The organism is Enterobacter sichuanensis (genome assembly GCF_009036245.1).
GTDB lineage: Bacteria > Pseudomonadota > Gammaproteobacteria > Enterobacterales > Enterobacteriaceae > Enterobacter > Enterobacter sichuanensis.
Genome location: NZ_CP027986.1, coordinates 644,070 through 664,438 on the forward strand (window position 1 = coordinate 644,070; position 20,369 = coordinate 664,438).

Sequence of the window (20,369 nt, forward strand, 5' to 3'; positions counted from 1 at the left end):
CAAACCACTCAGAACTCAACCACCACTTTCCCGCGCATATGCCCGTCCAGCACTTTACGGTGCGCCTCGGTAATGCTTTCCACGCTCAGCCCGTGCAGCGTTTCACTCAGCGAACTTTCCACCACGCCGGTATCCACGAGCTTCGCCACCTCATTTAAGATTTCACCCTGACGCGCCATATCAGCGGTCTGGTACATGCTGCGGGTGTACATAAATTCCCAGTGCAGGGCGGCGGATTTCGATTTCAGCTTGTCCTGGTTCAGCGGATGCGCGTTCTCAACGATGGAACAGATATGCCCCTGAGGCGCAATCAGGTCACTGACCGCATCCCAGTGTCCGTCGGTGTCGTTGAGGATGAAAATATAATCCACAAAGGTGAGTCCCTGTTTCGCCAGCTCGCCTTTCAGGTCGTGGTAGTTCACCACCACATCTGCACCGCGATCGCGACACCACCGGGCGGAATCGTCTCGTGAAGCCGTGGCTATGATCTTCACCTTGCTGTTGTGCTTCGCAAAGGGGATCGCCAGCGATCCCACCCCACCCGCACCGCCGATGATCAGCAGCGTTTTGTCTGCGCCAGCATCCTGAATGTTCAGCCGTTCAAACAGGCCTTCCCACGCGGTGAGTGCGGTCAACGGGAGAGCAGCGGCAGCCGCCCAGCCGAGGCTTGAGGGTTTGTGCCCGACAATGCGCGCGTCAATCAACTGATGGGTGGTGTTGCTGCCTGGACGGGTGATGTCCCCTGCGTACCACACTTCATCCCCCGGTTTGAATCCGGTGACGCCCGCCCCAACGGCTTTGACGATCCCGCTGGCATCCCATCCGAGCACGCGCGGCGCTTTCAGCCCGTTTTGGGTCAGGCTTGCATGCACCTTGGTGTCCACCGGGTTAATGGAGACGGCTTTCACCTCCACCAGCAGATCGTGCTCGCCGGGCTGCGGCATTGGCGAAGTGATTTCAATGAAAGTGGAAGGATTTTCTGGGTTAACGGCAATGGCTTTGACTGACATGGTGTGCTCCTCAATGGAATACGTTTTGTTGAGACTAGTCTATTAAGTGGCCATGCGCGTGATAAGATGGACAATCAAGAACTCAGTGTTCGTACAGGATGAACAATCATGTTTAAACAGCTGCAGGATATGGCGCTGTTTGCGCTGGTGGCTGAGATGGGCAGCTTCACTGCCGCAGCGCAGAAAGCCGGCCTGCCGAAATCCAGCGTGAGCCAGCGCATCAGCCAGCTTGAACAGCAGGTGGGGATCCGCCTGCTTAACCGCACCACGCGCCGGCTGAATCTGACGTTTGCGGGTGAACACTATCTTGTCCACTGCCGGGAGATGCTGGCGGCCAGCGAGCGGGCGGAGTACGCCATTCAGCGCCTGCGCGAAAACCCAAGCGGGCGGCTTCGCATCACCTGCCCGGCAGGGATTGGTGCGACATTACTGGCGCATTTGAACGCCGAATTTCAGCTCCGCTATCCTGACGTTTCGCTCGATGTTTCCATTTCTGACGACGTGCTGGACCTGGTCGAGTCAGGCTTTGACGTGGCACTGCGAACCGGTAAGCCGCAGGACTCCTCTCTGATAGGTCGGATGATCGGCCACTGCCCGCGCTATATGATGGCCTCACCGGCGTATCTGGCGCGTCGGGAGCCGCTGACGCTTCCTCGCCAGCTGGTGGAGCACCGCTGTATTACCCACAAAGCCTGGTCTGAGTGGCTGCTGCAAAGCGCAGGCGAAGATTACCGCTACCTGCCGGATAACGCGCACATGACCGATAATCTGGTATACGCCCGCGAATGTGCGATTGCCGGTGCGGGGATCACGCTGCTTCCGGCATTTTTGCTGGAAGATAAGGTCGAGAAAGGGGCACTGGTGCAGGTGCTGCCGGAATGGCGCGTCGAAGGAAACGACCTGTGGCTGGCCTACCCGAGCCGTAAGCTCAACTCGCCTGCGTTGATGAGCTATATCGAGTTTGCGATGCAGTTTGACGAGGTGAAGCGGTATTACGTGGGCGGGTGATTATGTGCGGACTGATGCCCTCACCCTGACCCTCTCCCACGGGGAGAGGGAGCAACCATAAAAAACGGCAACCGAAGTTGCCGTTTTGCTTTTATTTCGCAATACGCTTGTACTTAATACGCTTCGGCTCCAGCGCGTCTGCGCCCAGCGTGCGTTTCTTGTACTCTTCGTATTCGGTGAAGTTACCTTCGAAGAACTCCACTTTACCTTCATCCTGGTAGTCCAGAATGTGGGTTGCGATACGGTCAAGGAACCAGCGGTCGTGCGAGATAACCATCGCGCAGCCCGGGAACTCCAGCAGGGCGTTTTCCAGCGCGCGCAGGGTTTCGATGTCCAGGTCGTTGGTTGGTTCATCGAGCAGCAGTACGTTACCGCCCACCTGCAGCAGCTTCGCCAGGTGCAGACGACCGCGCTCACCGCCGGACAGCTCGCCTACGCGTTTGCCCTGGTCGGTGCCTTTGAAGTTAAAGCGGCCAACGTAGGCGCGGCTTGGCATCTCGGTGTTGCCGATACGCATGATATCCAGACCGCCGGAAACTTCTTCCCACACGGTTTTGCTGTTATCCATCGCGTCACGGAACTGGTCAACGGACGCCAGCTTCACGGTTTCACCCAGGGTGATAGAACCGCTGTCAGGCTGTTCCTGACCGGACATCATGCGGAACAGGGTCGATTTACCCGCGCCGTTCGGACCGATGATCCCAACGATAGCCCCTTTCGGTACGGAGAAAGAGAGATCGTCGATCAGCACACGGTCGCCGTAGGACTTACGCAGGTTGGTCACTTCAACCACTTTATCCCCCAGACGTGCTCCAGGTGGAATAAACAGTTCGTTGGTTTCGTTACGTTTCTGGTATTCGGTATTGTTAAGCTCTTCAAAGCGTGCCAGACGGGCTTTGCCCTTGGACTGACGGCCTTTCGTGCCCTGACGTACCCACTCCAGTTCTTTCTCGATAGACTTACGACGCGCCGCTTCCTGAGACGCTTCCTGCGCCAGACGCTGATCTTTCTGCTCCAGCCAGGAAGAGTAGTTGCCTTCCCATGGAATACCTTCACCGCGGTCCAGCTCCAGGATCCAGCCGGCAACGTTGTCGAGGAAGTAACGGTCGTGGGTAATCGCCACCACGGTGCCTTCGAAGTCGTGCAGGAAGCGTTCCAGCCACGCTACGGATTCTGCATCCAGGTGGTTAGTTGGTTCGTCGAGGAGCAGCATGTCTGGTTTTTCCAGCAGCAGGCGGCACAGCGCCACGCGGCGGCGTTCACCACCGGAGAGGTTTGCAATTTTCGCATCCCAGTCCGGCAGACGCAGAGCGTCAGCGGCGCGCTCCAGTTGCACGTTCAGGTTGTGGCCGTCGTGCGCCTGGATGATCTCTTCAAACTTGCCTTGCTGTGCGGCCAGTTTATCGAAGTCCGCATCCGGCTCGGCGTATTTGGCATACACTTCATCCAGGCCTTTCAGGGCGTTGACGACTTCAGCAACGGCTTCTTCGACGGACTCACGGACGGTGTGTTCCGGGTTCAGCTGAGGTTCCTGCGGCAGGTAACCAATTTTGATGCCAGGCTGCGGACGGGCTTCACCTTCGATGTCTGTATCGATGCCGGCCATGATGCGCAGCAGGGTGGACTTACCGGCACCGTTGAGACCCAGAACACCAATTTTTGCGCCCGGGAAGAAGCTCAGCGAGATATTTTTAAGAATATGACGTTTCGGCGGAACCACTTTGCCGACACGATGCATGGTATAAACGAATTGAGCCACGTTGGACTTCGCCTCTTTTATCGTAATGAGAATGGAATTCAGCCTCGAAGTGTAGCCTTTTTCCCGTCCTAATCCCAGCCAGGAACGTCGGGAGTGTTAAAACGCGCAAGAAAGGTAAAAAAGTGTCCATGACGTGGCGCGTTGCAGGATGCCTGGTTAGCATAAGTTGATTAGACTTTGACGTGGCAAGACGCTGCAATTGACGAAAAAACAATGAGGAAGAGCTTGTGGAAAAAGCCAAACGGGTGGTCTGGCGTCTGCTGGCTGCCAGCGTATGCGTAATGGCGGTAAGCCAGGCGGTGCATGCCGATTCACTGGATGAACAACGTAACCGCTACGCCCAGATTAAACAGGCGTGGGACAACAAGCAGATGGAAACCGTGCAGGCGCTGATGCCGACGCTGAAGGATTATCCGCTGTATCCGTATCTGGAGTATCGTCAGATCACGGACGATCTCATGAATCAACCGACCGTCACCGTGAATAATTTCATTCAGGCGAACCCGACCCTGCCGCCGGCGCGGACCCTGCAGTCTCGCTTTGTGAACGAACTGGCGCGCCGTGAAGACTGGCGTGGCCTGCTGGCGTTCAGTCCTGATAAGCCGAATACCACCGAAGCCCAGTGTAACTACTACTATGCGAAATGGGCCACCGGTCAGCAGGAGGAGGCCTGGGCTGGGGCGAAAGAGCTGTGGCTGACCGGAAAAAGCCAGCCAAACGCCTGCGATTCGCTGTTTGGCGCATGGCGCGCCTCCGGCAAGCAGGACCCGCTGGCCTACCTTGAGCGCATCCGTCTGGCGATGAAAGCCGGAAACACGCGTCTGGTGACCGCGCTGGCGGGGCAGATGCCGTCTGATTACCAGACGATCTCCTCGGCAGTTATTGCACTGGCAAACGATCCCAACAGCGTACTGACCTTTGCGCGCAGTACGGGGGCGACTGATTTTACCCGCCAGATGGCGGCGGTAGCCTTCTCCAGCGTAGCGCGTGACGATGTGGAAAACGCGCGGCTGATGATCCCGCAACTGGTGCAGGCGCAGCAGCTTAATGAAGACCAAACCCAGGAGTTGCGCGACATCGTTGCATGGCGACTGATGGGCACGGATGTGACCGACGAACAGGCGCGCTGGCGAGACGATGCGATTATGCGCTCAAACTCCACCTCGCTGGTGGAACGTCGTGTGCGAATGGCGCTGGGGACGGGCGATCGCCGGGGGCTGAATACCTGGCTGGCGCGTTTGCCTATGGAAGCGAAAGAGAAGGACGAATGGCGCTACTGGCAGGCCGATCTGCTAATGGAGCGCGGTCGTGATGATGAAGCCAAAGAGATCCTCCATGCGTTGATGCAGCAGCGCGGGTTCTACCCGATGGCGGCCGCACAGCGTCTGGGCGAGGAGTACACCTTCCGCATTGATAAAGCGCCCGCGAATGCTAACCCGGCGCTGACGCAGGGGCCGGAAATGGCGCGCGTGCGCGAGCTGATGTACTGGAACATGGACAATACCGCGCGCAGCGAGTGGGCGAATCTGGTGACCAGCCGCACCACCGACGAAAAAGCCCAGCTTGCCCGCTATGCCTTTGATAATCACTGGTGGGATCTGAGCGTGCAGGCGACGATCGCCGGTAAGCTGTGGGATCATCTCGAAGAGCGTTTCCCGCTGGCTTATAACGATCTTTTCGAACGCTACACCCGCGGTAAAGATATCCCGCAAAGTTACGCGATGGCGATTGCCCGTCAGGAGAGCGCGTGGAACCCGAAAGTCCGTTCCCCGGTAGGTGCCAGTGGCCTGATGCAGATCATGCCGGGTACGGCGACGCATACGGTGAAGATGTTTAATATTCCAGGGTACAGCAGCCCGTCACAGCTGCTGGATCCGGATACCAACATTAACATCGGTACCAGCTATCTCCAGTACGTGTATCAGCAGTTCGGCAATAACCGCATCTTCTCTTCGGCGGCCTATAACGCGGGGCCGGGTCGCGTGCGTACCTGGCTCGGCAACAGCGCCGGACGCATCGACGCCGTGGCGTTTGTCGAGAGTATTCCGTTTTCGGAAACCCGCGGATACGTGAAAAACGTGCTGGCGTATGATGCCTACTATCGCTACTTCATGGGGCAGAAAGATACCCTGATGAGCGATGCCGAGTGGCAGAGACGTTACTGATCGGCGTGGGTTGTGTTATGCTGTACTCGCTAATGAGTACAAGAGGCAGCATAACATGACCCCGCATTCCCCGTATTCCTCGGCAATGGCCGAACAACGTCACCAGGAGTGGCTTCGTTTTGTGGAGTTGCTTCGCCAGTCATACGATCAGGATCTGCATCTACCCCTGATGCAGCTGATGCTCACGCCGGACGAGCGCGAGGCGCTGGGCACGCGCGTGCGGATCATTGAAGAGTTGTTGCGCGGTGAGATGAGCCAGCGCGAGCTCAAAAATGAACTGGGCGCGGGCATCGCAACGATTACCCGCGGCTCGAACAGCCTGAAGTCGGCCCCGGTAGAGCTGCGCCAGTGGCTGGAAGCGGTGTTGTTGAAAAATGCTTAACGATAAATCGCGTTATGGAACGGGCTTAACGCCAGGATCACCGCCTGGTGGTAAACGCCTGAACGCGTCAGCGCGCCGGCGGTAAAGACGCCAATCGCCCCTTCTTTACGGCCAATTTCGTCAATGCCGGTGTACTGCGACATCACCGGCCCGAGCGCTTCACCCGCAAGCACTTTTTCCAGAATGATCGCCGGCAGCGGCAGGGTGGCCGAACGTGCTTCACCGCGCTGTTCACGGCTTTCAATCACCACCCAGCTAAAGGTTGCGCCTTCATCGATACCGGCTTCAATGGCGACCCAAAAGTCAGCGTCCGGTGCTGCCGCTCTGGCATTTGCCACGCGATTTCGTGCGCCAGCGCGCGTTTCCTCGCTGCCAAACGGCTGTTCAGGAACGCCACTCTCGACGCCGATGGCTTCAATATGGCAGGATCCTGCGCCGAAGATCTCTTCAAATGCCCTTAGAATTGCCTGAATTTTGGCAGGATTAGTGGTAGCAGAGACAACATGGTGCATAATTAAGCTCGATTCAAAAAAAACTCATCGCAGTATAACGGAAAAAAAGCATGTTACAGGTATACCTTGTTCGCCACGGTGAAACGCAGTGGAACGCCGAGCGACGTATTCAAGGCCAGTCAGACAGTCCTCTCACTGAGAAGGGTGTGCAGCAAGCGTGGCAGGTGGCAGAGCGTGCCAGAACGCTGGGCATTACCCACGTCATCACCAGCGACTTAGGTCGCACACAGCAGACGGCGCGCATCATCGCGGACGCCTGCGGCTGTGATGTTATGCTTGAGCCGCGTCTGCGCGAACTGGATATGGGCGTGCTGGAAAAGCGTCATATCGATACGCTGACTGAAACGGAAGAGGGCTGGCGTCGCACGCTGGTGAACGGTACCGAAGATGGCCGTATCCCTGAAGGTGAATCCATGCAGGAGCTCAGCGTACGTATGCATGCCGCACTGGCGGAATGCCTGAAGCTGCCGGCGGGAAGCCGTCCGCTGCTGGTGAGTCACGGGATTGCGTTGGGTTGCCTGGTGAGCACGATCCTCGGATTACCCGCTTATGCTGAGCGCCGTTTGCGTCTGCGTAACTGCTCCATTTCCCGGATTGATTATCAGGAAAGCGCGTGGCTGGCGTCAGGCTGGGTGGTGGAGATGGCAGGGGACATTTCACATCTTGATGCCCCTGCGCTCGATGAACTGCAGCGTTAACGACGTATTGGAATCAGGAATTCCATACGCAGATTGATTGGGCCTTCTTCCGGTTTAGCGTCCTGCGCCGGGTAGTAGCGCTCAATGTCCTGACCCTTACGGCGATTCAGATTCAGCATTGGCATGCAGGTCCCGTAAACGGTCAGGATGAACTCCTGAACACCCGTTCCCAGCCCTTCATAGGCGAACATCACGTACTCGCCACCTTCCAGCACCACAGGCTTTGAACCCTGAATATAGCCATTAGCCATGTCTGGCGTTAGCGCGGTGGTGTAGAACACCTCCTGCTCATCATCCTTTTCCTGGCTTGGGTGCGTTTCGTTGAGGCCATACAGAATCGGCGGGATCGCCGGCGCGTGGCTCAGGAAGTCGCGCCAGAACTGGACGCGCATCTGATGACGGAACTCAGAAATCTGCTCAAGGGAGCACGAGTAACTCTGCGTTGTCCCGATCAGATGGGTTTCAGGCAGCGTGACGATTTCGTATTTCGGCATCGCGAACTCGCCCAGACGCAGCGGCGGACGCATACCAAACGAGCTCCAGTCAGGCGAGCGACGATAAAGCGCTGGCGTCAACGAGAACTGTTTTTTAAAGGCGCGGGTGAAGGTCTGCTGCGAATCGAAACGATACTGCAGAGCAATATCCAGGATCGGGCGCGCGGTCAGGCGCAATGCCACAGCAGATTTTGACAGACGACGTGCGCGTATATAGGCCCCGATAGCATGACCGGTGACATCCTTGAACATCCTTTGCAGATGCCACTTGGAATAGCCTGCTTTAGCCGCCACATTGTCCAGTGACAAAGGCTGGTCGAGGTGACCTTCCAGCCAGGTGAGCAGGTCGCGAATAATTCCAGCCTGATCCATATACTATCCTCATCCTTAAAACAGCAGGTGCCTGATAACAGGTTAGCGGATAATAGCATTTTTTGATGTTTTAGCATTCAGTGTTTTTTTTGCGCATTCATGCTTTTTGGCGCACATTATGGGCAAATATATTCTAATCCTGTGATCTTGCTACATTTTTGTCTAAAGTGTTGAATAATCGCTCAGCGTAATTTTTAAGAATGGTAACAATATGAAATACAAGACTTTGATCTTCACCGCATTGATGCTGATGGTCGGGCGCGCCGCGCAGGCTGAACAGATTGGCTCCGTCGATACCGTGTTTAAAATGTTTGGCCCGGACCACAAAATTGTGGTGGAGGCGTTTGACGATCCGGACGTGAAAAACGTCACCTGCTATGTCAGCCGTGCGAAAACGGGCGGGATTAAGGGCGGCCTGGGGCTGGCGGAAGATACCTCCGACGCGGCGATTTCCTGTCAGCAGGTAGGTCCGGTTGAACTGAGCGATAAAATTAAAAACGGCAAAGCGCAGGGCGACGTGGTGTTCCAGAAACGGACCTCGCTGGTGTTTAAAAAGCTGCAGGTTGTGCGCTTCTACGATGCCAAACGCAATACGCTGGCTTACCTGGCCTATTCTGACAAAGTGGTGGAGGGATCACCGAAAAACGCCATCAGCGCGGTACCGATTATGCCGTGGCGGGAATAAAAAAAACGGCGCCAATGCGCCGTTTTTTCATGCGTTAACTGCGGGATTACTCCTGCAGGTCACCACAGAAACGATACCCTTCGCCGTGGATCGTGGCGATGATTTCCGGCGTATCAGGCGTAGATTCGAAATGTTTACGAATACGACGGATGGTCACGTCTACGGTACGGTCGTGCGGTTTCAGCTCACGGCCGGTCATTTTCTTCAGCAGTTCTGCACGGGACTGAATTTTGCCCGGGTTTTCGCAGAAGTGCAGCATCGCGCGGAATTCACTGCGCGGCAGTTTATACTGCTCACCGTTCGGGCTAATCAGCGAACGGCTATTGATATCAAGTTCCCAGCCGTTGAATTTGTAGCTATCAACGCTACGACGCTCTTCGCTGACCGTACCCAGATTCATGGTGCGGGACAGCAGGTTGCGTGCACGAATGGTTAACTCGCGAGGATTAAACGGTTTGGTGATGTAGTCATCCGCACCGATTTCCAGGCCAAGAATTTTATCAACTTCGTTGTCACGGCCCGTCAGGAACATCAACGCGACGTTCGCCTGCTCACGCAGTTCGCGCGCCAGAAGAAGACCGTTTTTGCCCGGCAGGTTAATGTCCATGATCACCAGGTTGATATCATTTTCAGAAAGGATCTGATGCATCTCTGCGCCATCGGTCGCTTCAAAGACATCGTAGCCTTCTGCTTCGAAAATGCTCTTCAACGTGTTGCGTGTTACCAACTCGTCTTCAACGATAAGAATGTGCGGGGTCTGCATGTTTGCTACCTAAATTGCCAACTAAATCGAAACAGGAAGTACAAAAGTCCCTGACCTGCCTGATGCATGTCGCAAATTAACATGATCGGCTTAACGTGACTAAAGTACGTAATTGCGTTCTTGATGCACTTTCCATCAACGTCAACAACATCATTAGCTTGGTCTTGGGTACTTTCCCTTTGGACCCGACAGTGTCAAAAACGGCTGTCATCCTAACCATTTTAACAGCAACATAACAGGCTAAGTGACACCAGACACCCAATAAAACTACGCTTCGTTGACATATATCAAGTTCAATTGTAGCACGTTAACAGTTTGATGAAATCATCGTAGCGGAATGCTAGCCTTTGTCACAATTTTTCAATAAACCAACTAGTTGCGGTCATTGATTTATAAACGAAGCGAATCCAATCAGAATAGGGTATTTATACCGCTATTATCATTATAAAACATAGGGATAATAGTGTTCTGTTAACATTCTAACTGATTGTTCAGACAAGGAATAGTTTAGCGTTTTTAATTTGTTATGAAACGCTATTTCGGTGATTTGTGTTGCAATTTTGTAAATTCGCGCTGCGTAATATGTTGAAGCGCATCACATTTCTACCCGCTAACCGATTAAAAAGAGAGCATAAATGCATCTGTCGATTGTACTGGTCGCCCCAGCCAGAGCAGAAAATATTGGTGCTGCCGCGCGCGCCATGAAGACCATGGGTTTTACCGATTTACGTATTGTGGACAGCACCGCCCATCTGGAGCCTGCGGCACGTTGGGTGGCACATGGTTCAGGCGATATTCTCGATAATATAACCACTTACGACACGCTTGCCGCGGCGTTGCACGACATCTCCTTTACCGTTGCCACCACGGCGCGCAGCCGGGCGAAGTTCCACTATTACGCTACGCCCGCGGAGTTGGTGCCGATGCTGAGTGAGAAAAGCCAGTGGCTGGAGAGAGCGGCACTGGTATTTGGTCGTGAGGATTCCGGATTAACAAACGAAGAGCTGGAACTCGCTGACGTGCTAACGGGGGCACCCATGGTGGCCGATTACCCCTCCCTGAATTTAGGGCAGGCGGTCATGGTCTACTGCTATCAATTAGCCTCCCTAATACAAATACCCCAGCCTCAGGCGGAAGGGGCAAATGAAAACCAGCTGGCTGCGCTGCGCATACGCGTTGAGCATCTGTTATCCCGGTTAGGGGTGGCGGACGATCGCAAAATGGCGGACTGGCTGCAGCAGCGTCTTGGGCGTCTTGAGCAGCGGGACACCGCAATGTTGCATCGTTTGCTGCACGATATTGAAAAAAAATTGGCCGAGTAAAATGCTGCCATAAGTTTTTACTATGGCGGATAAGTCTGTTGCAAAGGGTTGCATCTGGGGGAATCGGATGAAAATAAATCTGCCTGCAGCGGGACGTGAGAGTCTTCTGAAATGTGATCAAATTAAAAATCCATTGACTTAAGGGTCCCGATCCTTTAACCCTAAAAGAATACAGCACAGACAGATAATAATGACAGAGTACACAACATCCATGAAACGCATCAGCATCACCACCATTACCACAACCATCATCATTACCACAGGTAACGATGCGGGCTGACGCGTACAGGAAAAACAGAAAAAAGCCCGCACCTGAACAGTGCGGGCTTTTTTTTCGGCTAAAGGAAACGAGGTAGAACCATGCGAGTGTTGAAGTTCGGCGGTACATCAGTGGCAAATGCAGAACGTTTTCTGCGTGTTGCCGATATCCTGGAGAGCAACGCCAGGCAGGGGCAGGTTGCGACCGTGCTCTCTGCCCCGGCAAAAATCACGAACCATCTGGTGGCAATGATTGAAAAGACCATCGGTGGCCAGGATGCACTCCCGAACATCAGCGACGCCGAGCGTATCTTCGCTGAGCTGCTGCAGGGGCTGGCTGAGGCACAACCGGGCTTCCCGCTGGCACAGCTTAAGTCTTTTGTTGAGCAGGAATTCGCGCAAATTAAGCACGTGCTGCACGGTATTAGCCTGCTGGGTCAGTGCCCGGACAGCATCAACGCGGCGCTGATCTGCCGCGGTGAAAAGCTGTCGATTGCCATCATGGCCGGCCTGCTGGAAGCGCGAGGCCACAACGTGACCGTGATCGATCCGGTTGAAAAACTGCTGGCGGTGGGCCACTACCTCGAATCCACCGTTGATATTGCAGAATCAACCCGCCGTATCGCCGCCAGCAAAATTCCGTCTGACCATATGATCCTGATGGCCGGTTTCACCGCCGGGAACGAGAAGGGCGAGCTGGTGGTGCTGGGCCGTAACGGCTCCGACTACTCCGCCGCCGTACTGGCCGCCTGTTTACGCGCGGACTGTTGTGAAATCTGGACTGACGTCGACGGCGTGTACACCTGCGACCCGCGTCAGGTACCGGACGCCAGGTTGCTGAAGTCGATGTCGTACCAGGAGGCGATGGAGCTCTCCTACTTCGGCGCTAAAGTGCTTCACCCTCGTACCATCTCCCCGATTGCCCAGTTCCAGATCCCTTGCCTGATTAAAAACACCGGTAACCCGCAAGCGCCGGGTACGCTGATTGGCGCCAGCACCGATGAAGACGGTCTGCCGGTGAAAGGTATCTCTAACCTGAACAACATGGCGATGTTCAGCGTCTCCGGTCCGGGGATGAAAGGGATGGTCGGCATGGCCGCCCGCGTGTTTGCGGCCATGTCCCGCAACGGTATCTCTGTGGTGCTGATCACCCAGTCCTCTTCCGAATACAGCATCAGCTTCTGCGTGCCGCAGGCTGACTGCCTGCGCGCCCGCCGCGCGCTGGAGGAAGAGTTCTATCTGGAGCTGAAAGAAGAGCTGCTGGAGCCGCTCGCGATTCAGGAGCGTCTGGCGATCATCTCCGTGGTGGGCGACGGCATGCGCACCCTGCGCGGTATCTCTGCCAAATTCTTTGCCGCGCTGGCGCGGGCTAATATCAATATCGTGGCGATCGCCCAGGGCTCGTCAGAGCGCTCTATTTCCGTGGTGGTGGATAACGACGATGCCACCACCGGCGTTCGCGTGGTTCATCAGATGCTGTTCAACACCGATCAGGTCATCGAGCTGTTCCTGATCGGCGTCGGAGGCGTGGGCGGTGCACTGCTGGAGCAGGTGAAGCGTCAGCAGGCGTGGCTGAAGAAGAAGCATATCGATCTGCGCGTCTGCGGGATTGCCAACTCAAAAGCGCTGCTGACCAACGTTCACGGTCTGAATCTGGAAAACTGGCAGGCCGAGATGAAGGAGGCAAAAGAGCCGTTTAATTTGGGCCGCTTGATCCGTCTGGTAAAAGAGTATCACCTGCTTAACCCGGTGATTGTTGACTGTACGTCAAACCAGGCCGTTGCCGACCAGTACGCGGACTTCCTGCGTGAAGGTTTCCACGTGGTCACGCCGAACAAAAAGGCCAACACCTCGTCGATGGATTACTACCACCAGCTGCGTCTGGCGGCGAGCAAGTCGCGCCGCAAGTTCCTCTACGACACGAACGTCGGGGCAGGCCTGCCGGTGATTGAGAACCTGCAGAACCTGCTGAACGCGGGTGACGAACTGCAGCGATTCTCCGGCATTCTCTCCGGCTCGCTGTCGTTTATCTTCGGCAAACTGGACGAAGGCATGAGCCTGTCGGAAGCGACCCGCGCCGCGCGTGAGCTGGGCTACACCGAGCCGGATCCGCGCGAGGATCTTTCCGGTATGGACGTGGCGCGCAAGCTGCTGATCCTTGCGCGTGAAACGGGCCGCGAGCTTGAGCTTTCAGATATCGTGATTGAACCGGTACTGCCGGCAGAATTTGACAGCAGCGGTGATGTCGGCGCCTTTATGGCCAGGCTGTCGCAGCTTGACGACGTTTTTGCCGCCCGCGTTGCGAAAGCCCGTGATGAAGGTAAGGTATTGCGCTATGTTGGCAACATTGAAGAAGATGGCGTGTGCCGGGTAAAGATTGCCGAAGTTGACGGCAACGATCCGCTGTACAAAGTCAAAAACGGCGAAAACGCCCTCGCGTTTTACAGCCACTATTATCAGCCATTGCCGCTGGTGCTTCGCGGCTATGGCGCAGGGAACGATGTTACAGCGGCGGGTGTGTTTGCCGATCTGCTGCGTACCCTGTCATGGAAGTTAGGAGTTTAACATGGTCAAAGTTTATGCCCCGGCTTCCAGCGCCAATATGAGCGTCGGATTTGATGTGCTGGGTGCGGCGGTTACGCCGGTAGACGGTTCGCTGTTGGGCGACACGGTGACGGTTGAAGCGGCAGAAAGCTTCAGCCTGAATAACGTAGGGCGTTTTGCCAGCAAGCTGCCGTCGGAGCCACGCGAGAATATCGTCTATCAGTGCTGGGAGCGCTTCTGTCAGGAGATCGGTAAAAACGTGCCGGTCGCCATGACGCTGGAAAAAAGTATGCCGATTGGCTCCGGGCTGGGCTCCAGCGCCTGTTCCGTGGTGGCTGCCCTGGTGGCGATGAACGAGCACTGCGGTAAGCCCCTCAACAATAGCCGTCTGCTAGGGCTAATGGGCGAGCTGGAAGGCCGTATCTCCGGCAGCATTCACTACGACAACGTTGCACCGTGCTTCCTCGGCGGCATGCAGCTGATGATCGAAGAAAATGGCATCATTAGCCAGCAGGTGCCAGGGTTTGATGAGTGGCTGTGGGTGCTGGCCTATCCGGGCATCAAAGTGTCTACGGCCGAAGCGCGTGCGATCCTGCCCGCGCAGTATCGACGTCAGGATTGTATCGCCCACGGGCGTCATCTGGCGGGCTTTATCCACGCCTGCTACACCCGTCAGCCACAGCTGGCGGCGAAACTGATGAAAGACGTTATTGCCGAGCCGTATCGCACCAAGCTGCTGCCTGGCTTTAACGAGGCGCGACAGGCATCAATGGATATTGGCGCGCAGGCATGCGGCATCTCCGGCTCCGGCCCGACGCTGTTTGCCTTATGCGATAAGCCAGACACTGCGCAGCGCGTGGCGGACTGGCTCTCTAAACACTACCTGCAAAATCAGGAAGGCTTTGTTCATATTTGCCGTCTGGACACGGCTGGCGCACGAGTACTGGGATAATTAATGAAACTCTACAATCTTAAAGATCACAACGAGCAGGTCAGCTTCGCGCAGGCTGTAACGCAGGGACTGGGCAAAAATCAGGGGCTGTTCTTTCCACATGACCTGCCGGAATTTCAGCTGACCGAGATTGATGAACTGCTGAAGCTGGACTTTGTCACCCGCAGCACCAAAATTCTGTCGGCGTTTATCGGCGACGAAATTCCGCAGGAACTGCTGGAAGAACGCTTGCGTACGGCGTTCGCATTCCCGGCACCGGTTCAGCAGGTTGAGCCTGACGTCGGTTGTCTGGAGCTGTTCCACGGCCCAACCCTGGCGTTTAAAGACTTCGGCGGCCGCTTCATGGCGCAGATGCTGACCCACATCAGCGGCGACAAACCGGTAACCATCCTGACGGCAACTTCCGGCGATACCGGCGCGGCGGTCGCCCATGCCTTCTACGGCCTGAAAAACGTCCGCGTGGTGATCCTCTATCCGAAAGGCAAAATCAGTCCGCTGCAGGAAAAACTGTTCTGTACCCTCGGCGGCAACATTGAAACCGTGGCGATCGACGGTGACTTCGATGCCTGCCAGGCGCTGGTTAAGCAGGCCTTCGACGACGAAGAGCTGAAGGTGGCGCTGGGTCTGAACTCTGCCAACTCCATCAACATCAGCCGTCTGCTGGCGCAGATCTGCTACTACTTCGAAGCGGTGGCGCAACTGCCGCAGGAAGCCCGCAACCAGTTGGTGATCTCTGTGCCGAGCGGTAACTTCGGCGATCTGACGGCAGGTCTGCTGGCGAAATCACTGGGGCTGCCGGTGAAACGCTTTATCGCTGCCACCAATGCCAACGATACCGTGCCGCGCTTCCTGAAAGACGGTAAATGGGCACCAAACGCGACGCAGGCGACCCTCTCCAACGCGATGGATGTTTCCCAGCCGAACAACTGGCCGCGCGTGGAAGAGCTGTTCCGCCGTAAGATCTGGCGTCTGGGTGACCTGGGCTACGCGGCGGTGACGGATGACACGACTAAATCCACCATGCGTGAGTTAAAAGCGGTTGGATACACTTCTGAACCGCACGCGGCGATTGCTTACCGTGCGCTGCGCGACCAGCTGAATCCGGGTGAATATGGCCTGTTCCTGGGCACCGCGCATCCGGCTAAGTTCAAAGAGAGCGTGGAAGCGATCCTCGGCGAAACGCTGCCGCTGCCGAAAGAGCTGGCCGAGCGTGCTGACCTGCCGCTGCTGTCCCATGAGCTGCCGGCGGATTTTGCCGCGCTGCGTAAGCTGATGATGGCTCGCGCGTGATTTTTGTCGGGTGGCGGCTACGCCTTACCCGACCTACAACAGCTCATAACGTAGGCCGGGTAAGCGCAGCGCCACCCGGCTTTTTTGTGAAGAAATTAAGGAGAAAAATAGCAGGGAAAAAGCAGAAATTCCCAATAAATGCGGTCACTTAGCGTTTAGGATTGCAGAGAATAACATCCCCCGTTCCCCTCGCGTAATCTCCTTACATCGGCCCATGTCGGGCATAGAGAATAAGGAGTCACCGATGTCAAAACTGAAACCTGCGCTGATTGCGCTTTCACTGATGCTGGTCGCTCCCATGGCGGTACAGGCATCCGAAATTACTCTGGTTCCGGCGGTCAAACTGCAGATTGGCGATCGGGATAATAACGGCCACTACTGGGATGGCGGTCGCTGGCGCGATCATGACTGGTGGAAGGCGCATTATGACTGGCGCGATAACCACTGGCGTCCCCACGATGAACATCGCGAGCGTGACCACCATCATGACGATCGTCGCCATGACGATCATCGTCCGGGCCCGGACTGGAAACACCATTAATGCAAAACCCCGCCAGCAGGCGGGGTTCTGTTTTACTGCTCGTGGCGCTTAAACACCAGTTCACCTTTCCCTGACGACGCCTCGTCAAAGAAATAGCCTTCGCTGTTGAAGGCGGTTAACTGCTCCGGCTTCGTCAGGCGGTTCTGGATGATGTAACGGCTCATCAGGCCGCGCGCTTTCTTGGCGTAGAAGCTGATCACTTTGAACTTACCGTTCTTCTCGTCGAGGAATACCGGCTTGATGATTTCCGCATCCAGTTTTTTCGGTTTCACCGACTTGTAGTATTCATCCGACGCCAGGTTAATCACCACGTTATCGCCCTGAGCGCGCAGCGCCGCATTTAGCTTGTCGGTGATGATATCGCCCCAGAAATGGTACAGGTCTTTGCCTTTGGCATTTTCCAGGCGAATGCCCATCTCCAGACGGTACGGCTGCATCAAATCCAGCGGACGCAGTACGCCATACAGACCCGACAGCATGCGCAGATGCTGCTGGGCAAAATCGAAATCAGCTTCGCTAAAATCTTCCGCCTGCAGGCCGGTATAGACATCGCCTTTAAATGCCAGAATGGCCTGGCGGGCGTTAGCGGGGGTGAAATCCGGGTGCCACTCGTGAAAACGGGTTGCGTTAAGATCTGCCAGCTTATCGCTGATGCTCATCAGCGAGGCGATTTGCGGTGCGGAGAGCTTGCGCGCTTCGTGAATCAGCTGTTGGGAATAGTCCAGCAATTCAGGCTGGGTATAGCGCTCGGTGGCGAGCGGGCTCTGGTAGTCGAGCGTTTTTGCAGGTGAAATCAGAATCAGCATATCCAGTCCTTGCAGGAAATTTAGAGCGACTTTAGCAAAAAATCGCCCTGAATTGATCGATAGCTGTTATTGCCGCGGCAAATCATCCCACGTGCCGGGGGCAAGTTGCGCTTTGATATCCGGATAACGCGCGGGATCAAAGACCGGTGGCACACCCAGTTTACGCTGACGAAGGTAGTCTTTCGCAATCAGGGTCACTACGGGCGAGAGCAGCAGGATCGCCGTGAGGTTAGTGATCGCCATCAGCGCCATGATGATATCAGCCAGTTGCCAGACCAGCGGCATGCTGAGCAGGGAGCCTGCTACCACCATCAGTATGACGCCCAGGCGAAGCGTGCCGATGGCGGCGCGGGAGTCAAACTTCAGGAAAATAAGATTGTTTTCGGCGTAGAGGTAATTTACCACGATCGAACTGAAGGCAAACAGCAGCAGGATGAGCGAGACAAACCCCGCTCCCCAGCCGCCGGTGAGGTTCACGAGCGCCTGCTGGAGAAGCTGTATTCCGGCCGTTCCCGACGAATGTGAGACAGGGCCTGCCAGCAGCAAAATCATGGCGCTGGCGGAACAGATAATGATGGTATCGGTAAAGACGCCGATCATCTGCACAATGCCTTGTGCGGCCGGGTGCGGCGGCCACGAAGCCGCGGCTGCGGCTGCATTGGGTGTTGACCCCATACCGGCTTCATTGGAAAACATGCCGCGCTGAAAACCCGCCATCAGCGCCTGACTGAAGGTGTAGCCCAGCGCGCCGGATGCGACCTCACGCCAGCCAAAGGCGCTTTTGACGATGGTCATTATGACGCCCGGCACCTGATCGAGATGCAGTGCCGCGACGAGCAGGCTCGCGGCGATCCAGATCAGCGCGATGAGAGGAACCAGCCATTGCATCAGGCGGGCGATACCTTTAAGACCGGCAGAAAGGGTGAGCAGAACGACGAGGGCTAAAACGCTACCGGCGAGCCACTCCGGACACGCGAAGGCATAGCGCAGGGCATGGGCGACCGAGTTAGCCTGAACGGTGTTAAAGATAAGACCGTAAGCGAGCAGTAAAAAAAGCGAGAACAGGACGCCCATCCAGCGCATCCCTAAGCCACGCGCCATGTACCAGGCAGGGCCGCCGCGGAACTGACCGTTTTTATCTTTCTCTTTGTAGAGTTGTGCGAGCGCGCTTTCGGCAAAAGCGGTGGCCATACCGAGCAGCGCCGTCACCCACATCCAGAACACTGCGCCTGGCCCGCCGGCGCTGATGGCCAGCGCCACCCCCGCCAGATTTCCGCTACCGAGGCGTGCCGCAAGGCTGGTGCAGAGTGCCTGGAACGAGGTTAATCCACCCGGCTGGGGCGTGACGCTGTTTTTCAGACTTCTGCCAAACTTGCGGATATAGCGAAACTGGATAAACCCGCTGCGTAGTGTAAACCAAATACCTGCTCCCAGAAGCAGGTAAATCATTATCGAACCCCACAGGACTTCGTTAATAAAGAAAAAGAAATCAGGCATTAACGTCCCTCTTGTTGATGCCAAAGTGAATATGTAAGCGCTACCACTGATTGAGCATGCTGTTGCTTAGCAGGCTGTTAATATTCCGAGTTTATCATACTCTGCCTAAGCGCACTGTCTGCGGTTGCGCTACCCCTCTGTCGTGTTATCATCAGGGCAGACCGGTTACATCCCCCTAACAAGTAAACCTGTCATTTTTCCGCTGCAGGCATGCTGTCGGTAGCGTGAATTATCCAGGGCACGTTAAAAGAGAAACACTATCATGACGGATAAATTGACCTCCCTTCGTCAGTTCACCACTGTCGTAGCTGACACCGGAGATATCGCGGCAATGAAGCTGTACCAGCCGCAGGATGCCACAACTAACCCTTCTCTGATCCTTAACGCCGCACAGATCCCTGAGTATCGCAAACTGATTGACGACGCTGTGACCTGGGCGAAAGCACAGAGCAACGACCGCGCGCAGCAGGTTGTGGATGCCACTGACAAACTGGCCGTGAACATCGGTCTGGAAATTCTGAAGCTGGTGCCTGGCCGTATCTCTACCGAAGTGGATGCGCGTCTGTCCTACGACACCGAAGCGTCTATCGCGAAAGCAAAACGCCTGATCAAAATGTACAACGATGCGGGCATCAGCAACGACCGTATCCTGATCAAACTGGCTTCGACCTGGCAGGGCATCCGTGCGGCAGAGCAGCTGGAAAAAGACGGTATCAACTGTAACCTGACTCTGCTCTTCTCCTTCGCGCAGGCGCGTGCGTGTGCCGAAGCCGGTGTGTACCTGATTTCTCCGTTCGTGGGCCGTATTCTGGACTGGTACAAAGCCAACACCGATAAGAAAGAGTACGCGGCGTCTGAAGATCCAGGCGTGATTTCCGTGACTGAAATCTACGAATACTACAAGCAGCACGGCTATGAGACTGTCGTTATGGGCGCAAGCTTCCGTAACGTCGGCGAAATCATTGAGCTGGCTGGCTGTGACCGCCTGACCATCGCGCCTGCACTGCTGAAAGAGCTGGCTGAAAGCGAAGGTACCCTGGAGCGTAAACTGTCTTACACCGGTGAAGTGAAAGCACGTCCGGAGCGCATCACTGAGTCTGAGTTCCTGTGGCAGCACAACCAGGATCCAATGGCGGTAGACAAACTGGCGGACGGTATCCGTAAGTTTGCTATCGACCAGGAAAAACTGGAAAAAATGATCGGCGACCTGCTGTAATCATTCCGCGTGGCTGGGTTCCCGGCCACGCGACTTCTTACGTACTCTGTCTGAAATTCCCCTCTGCGTGTATCATTCCCTTTAATCAGTACTTT

20 protein-coding genes and 1 other annotated feature are annotated in these 20,369 nt (G+C 55.7%); of the genes, 13 read left to right on the forward strand and 7 right to left on the reverse strand.

The genetic code is table 11. From position 1 onward, the window contains the following. Window positions 1-8 precede the first annotated feature (8 nt). Window positions 9-1,010: a zinc-binding alcohol dehydrogenase family protein gene (locus tag C1N69_RS03095; RefSeq protein ID WP_155030676.1), complete on the reverse strand. Its 1,002-nt coding sequence runs from the start codon at window positions 1,008-1,010 to the stop codon at window positions 9-11. A gap of 108 nt (window positions 1,011-1,118) precedes the next feature. Here C1N69_RS03095 and C1N69_RS03100 point away from each other — a divergent pair, with 108 nt between their 5' ends. Further along, on the forward strand, window positions 1,119-2,018 hold the full coding sequence (locus C1N69_RS03100) for a LysR family transcriptional regulator (protein ID WP_155030677.1): 900 nt from the start codon (window positions 1,119-1,121) through the stop codon (window positions 2,016-2,018). A gap of 91 nt (window positions 2,019-2,109) precedes the next feature. Here C1N69_RS03100 and ettA read toward each other — a convergent pair whose 3' ends face one another. Continuing rightward, window positions 2,110-3,777 carry an energy-dependent translational throttle protein EttA gene (gene ettA, locus C1N69_RS03105; RefSeq protein WP_025758053.1) on the reverse strand — a complete coding sequence of 556 codons (1,668 nt, stop codon included), beginning with the start codon at window positions 3,775-3,777 and terminating at the stop codon, window positions 2,110-2,112. A 227-nt stretch (window positions 3,778-4,004) separates the two neighbouring features. Between ettA and sltY the strand changes: the two genes are divergently transcribed. Together sltY and trpR are read left to right on the forward strand one after the other, a co-directional pair. After that, window positions 4,005-5,942, forward strand: coding sequence for a murein transglycosylase (sltY, locus tag C1N69_RS03110; RefSeq protein WP_155030678.1), 1,938 nt, complete (start codon window positions 4,005-4,007; stop codon window positions 5,940-5,942). A gap of 55 nt (window positions 5,943-5,997) precedes the next feature. After that, window positions 5,998-6,324, forward strand: a complete 327-nt coding sequence (gene trpR, locus C1N69_RS03115; RefSeq protein ID WP_025758051.1) for a trp operon repressor — start codon at window positions 5,998-6,000, stop codon at window positions 6,322-6,324. On the opposite strand, the gene yjjX is transcribed toward trpR, so the two are convergent. Then, window positions 6,321-6,836: an inosine/xanthosine triphosphatase gene (gene yjjX, locus C1N69_RS03120; protein ID WP_155030679.1), complete on the reverse strand. Its 516-nt coding sequence runs from the start codon at window positions 6,834-6,836 to the stop codon at window positions 6,321-6,323. The genes trpR and yjjX overlap by 4 nt on opposite strands. Window positions 6,837-6,886: 50 nt before the next feature. On the opposite strand from yjjX, the gene gpmB reads away from it, so the two are divergent. Then, entirely contained in the window at window positions 6,887-7,534 is a 648-nt protein-coding gene (gpmB, locus tag C1N69_RS03125; RefSeq protein ID WP_008502057.1) for a 2,3-diphosphoglycerate-dependent phosphoglycerate mutase GpmB, read from the forward strand. Here the strand turns inward: gpmB and robA are convergent. Next, window positions 7,531-8,400, reverse strand: coding sequence for an MDR efflux pump AcrAB transcriptional activator RobA (gene robA, locus C1N69_RS03130; RefSeq protein WP_025758049.1), 870 nt, complete (start codon window positions 8,398-8,400; stop codon window positions 7,531-7,533). The two genes, gpmB and robA, sit on opposite strands and share 4 nt — an antisense overlap. 211 nt (window positions 8,401-8,611) lie before the next feature. Here robA and creA point away from each other — a divergent pair, with 211 nt between their 5' ends. Beyond that, window positions 8,612-9,085: a protein CreA gene (creA, locus tag C1N69_RS03135; protein ID WP_045284830.1), complete on the forward strand. Its 474-nt coding sequence runs from the start codon at window positions 8,612-8,614 to the stop codon at window positions 9,083-9,085. Window positions 9,086-9,131: 46 nt separating this feature from the next. Here the strand turns inward: creA and arcA are convergent, their stop codons facing one another. After that, the gene (arcA, locus tag C1N69_RS03140; RefSeq protein ID WP_003856501.1) at window positions 9,132-9,848 is read right to left on the reverse strand and encodes a two-component system response regulator ArcA; all 717 of its coding nucleotides are present in this window, start codon (window positions 9,846-9,848) and stop codon (window positions 9,132-9,134) included. Between the two features lie 95 nt (window positions 9,849-9,943). On the opposite strand from arcA, the gene yjjY reads away from it, so the two are divergent. From yjjY to C1N69_RS03175, 7 genes are all read left to right on the forward strand, one after another. Then, window positions 9,944-10,084 (forward strand): YjjY family protein, encoded by a 141-nt coding sequence (yjjY, locus tag C1N69_RS03145; RefSeq protein WP_085928893.1) that lies wholly within the window; start codon window positions 9,944-9,946, stop codon window positions 10,082-10,084. A 399-nt stretch (window positions 10,085-10,483) separates the two neighbouring features. Beyond that, entirely contained in the window at window positions 10,484-11,170 is a 687-nt protein-coding gene (locus tag C1N69_RS03150) for a tRNA/rRNA methyltransferase (protein WP_155030680.1), read from the forward strand. 211 nt (window positions 11,171-11,381) lie between these two features. Then, complete coding sequence (thrL, locus tag C1N69_RS03155; RefSeq protein ID WP_015572623.1) at window positions 11,382-11,450, forward strand: thr operon leader peptide; 69 nt, start codon at window positions 11,382-11,384, stop codon at window positions 11,448-11,450. Then, window positions 11,389-11,506 (forward strand) — a sequence feature (Thr leader region). It overlaps the preceding gene by 62 nt. 24 nt (window positions 11,507-11,530) lie before the next feature. Next, window positions 11,531-13,993 carry a bifunctional aspartate kinase/homoserine dehydrogenase I gene (thrA, locus tag C1N69_RS03160; RefSeq protein WP_155030681.1) on the forward strand — a complete coding sequence of 821 codons (2,463 nt, stop codon included), beginning with the start codon at window positions 11,531-11,533 and terminating at the stop codon, window positions 13,991-13,993. Between the two features lies 1 nt (window position 13,994). Then, complete coding sequence (gene thrB / locus C1N69_RS03165; protein ID WP_047957721.1) at window positions 13,995-14,924, forward strand: homoserine kinase; 930 nt, start codon at window positions 13,995-13,997, stop codon at window positions 14,922-14,924. Window positions 14,925-14,927: 3 nt separating this feature from the next. Then, a complete protein-coding gene (gene thrC / locus C1N69_RS03170; RefSeq protein WP_155030682.1) occupies window positions 14,928-16,214 on the forward strand; it encodes a threonine synthase in 1,287 nt (428 codons plus the stop codon). A gap of 244 nt (window positions 16,215-16,458) precedes the next feature. Next, a complete protein-coding gene (locus C1N69_RS03175; protein WP_047957722.1) occupies window positions 16,459-16,755 on the forward strand; it encodes a DUF2502 domain-containing protein in 297 nt (98 codons plus the stop codon). Between the two features lie 32 nt (window positions 16,756-16,787). On the opposite strand, the gene yaaA is transcribed toward C1N69_RS03175, so the two are convergent. Continuing rightward, window positions 16,788-17,561: a peroxide stress protein YaaA gene (gene yaaA / locus C1N69_RS03180; RefSeq protein ID WP_025758042.1), complete on the reverse strand. Its 774-nt coding sequence runs from the start codon at window positions 17,559-17,561 to the stop codon at window positions 16,788-16,790. A 66-nt stretch (window positions 17,562-17,627) separates the two neighbouring features. Continuing rightward, window positions 17,628-19,058, reverse strand: coding sequence for an alanine/glycine:cation symporter family protein (locus tag C1N69_RS03185; protein ID WP_047957723.1), 1,431 nt, complete (start codon window positions 19,056-19,058; stop codon window positions 17,628-17,630). Window positions 19,059-19,320: 262 nt separating this feature from the next. Between C1N69_RS03185 and tal the strand changes: the two genes are divergently transcribed. Further along, entirely contained in the window at window positions 19,321-20,274 is a 954-nt protein-coding gene (gene tal / locus C1N69_RS03190) for a transaldolase (RefSeq protein WP_025758040.1), read from the forward strand. Window positions 20,275-20,369: the final 95 nt, after the last annotated feature.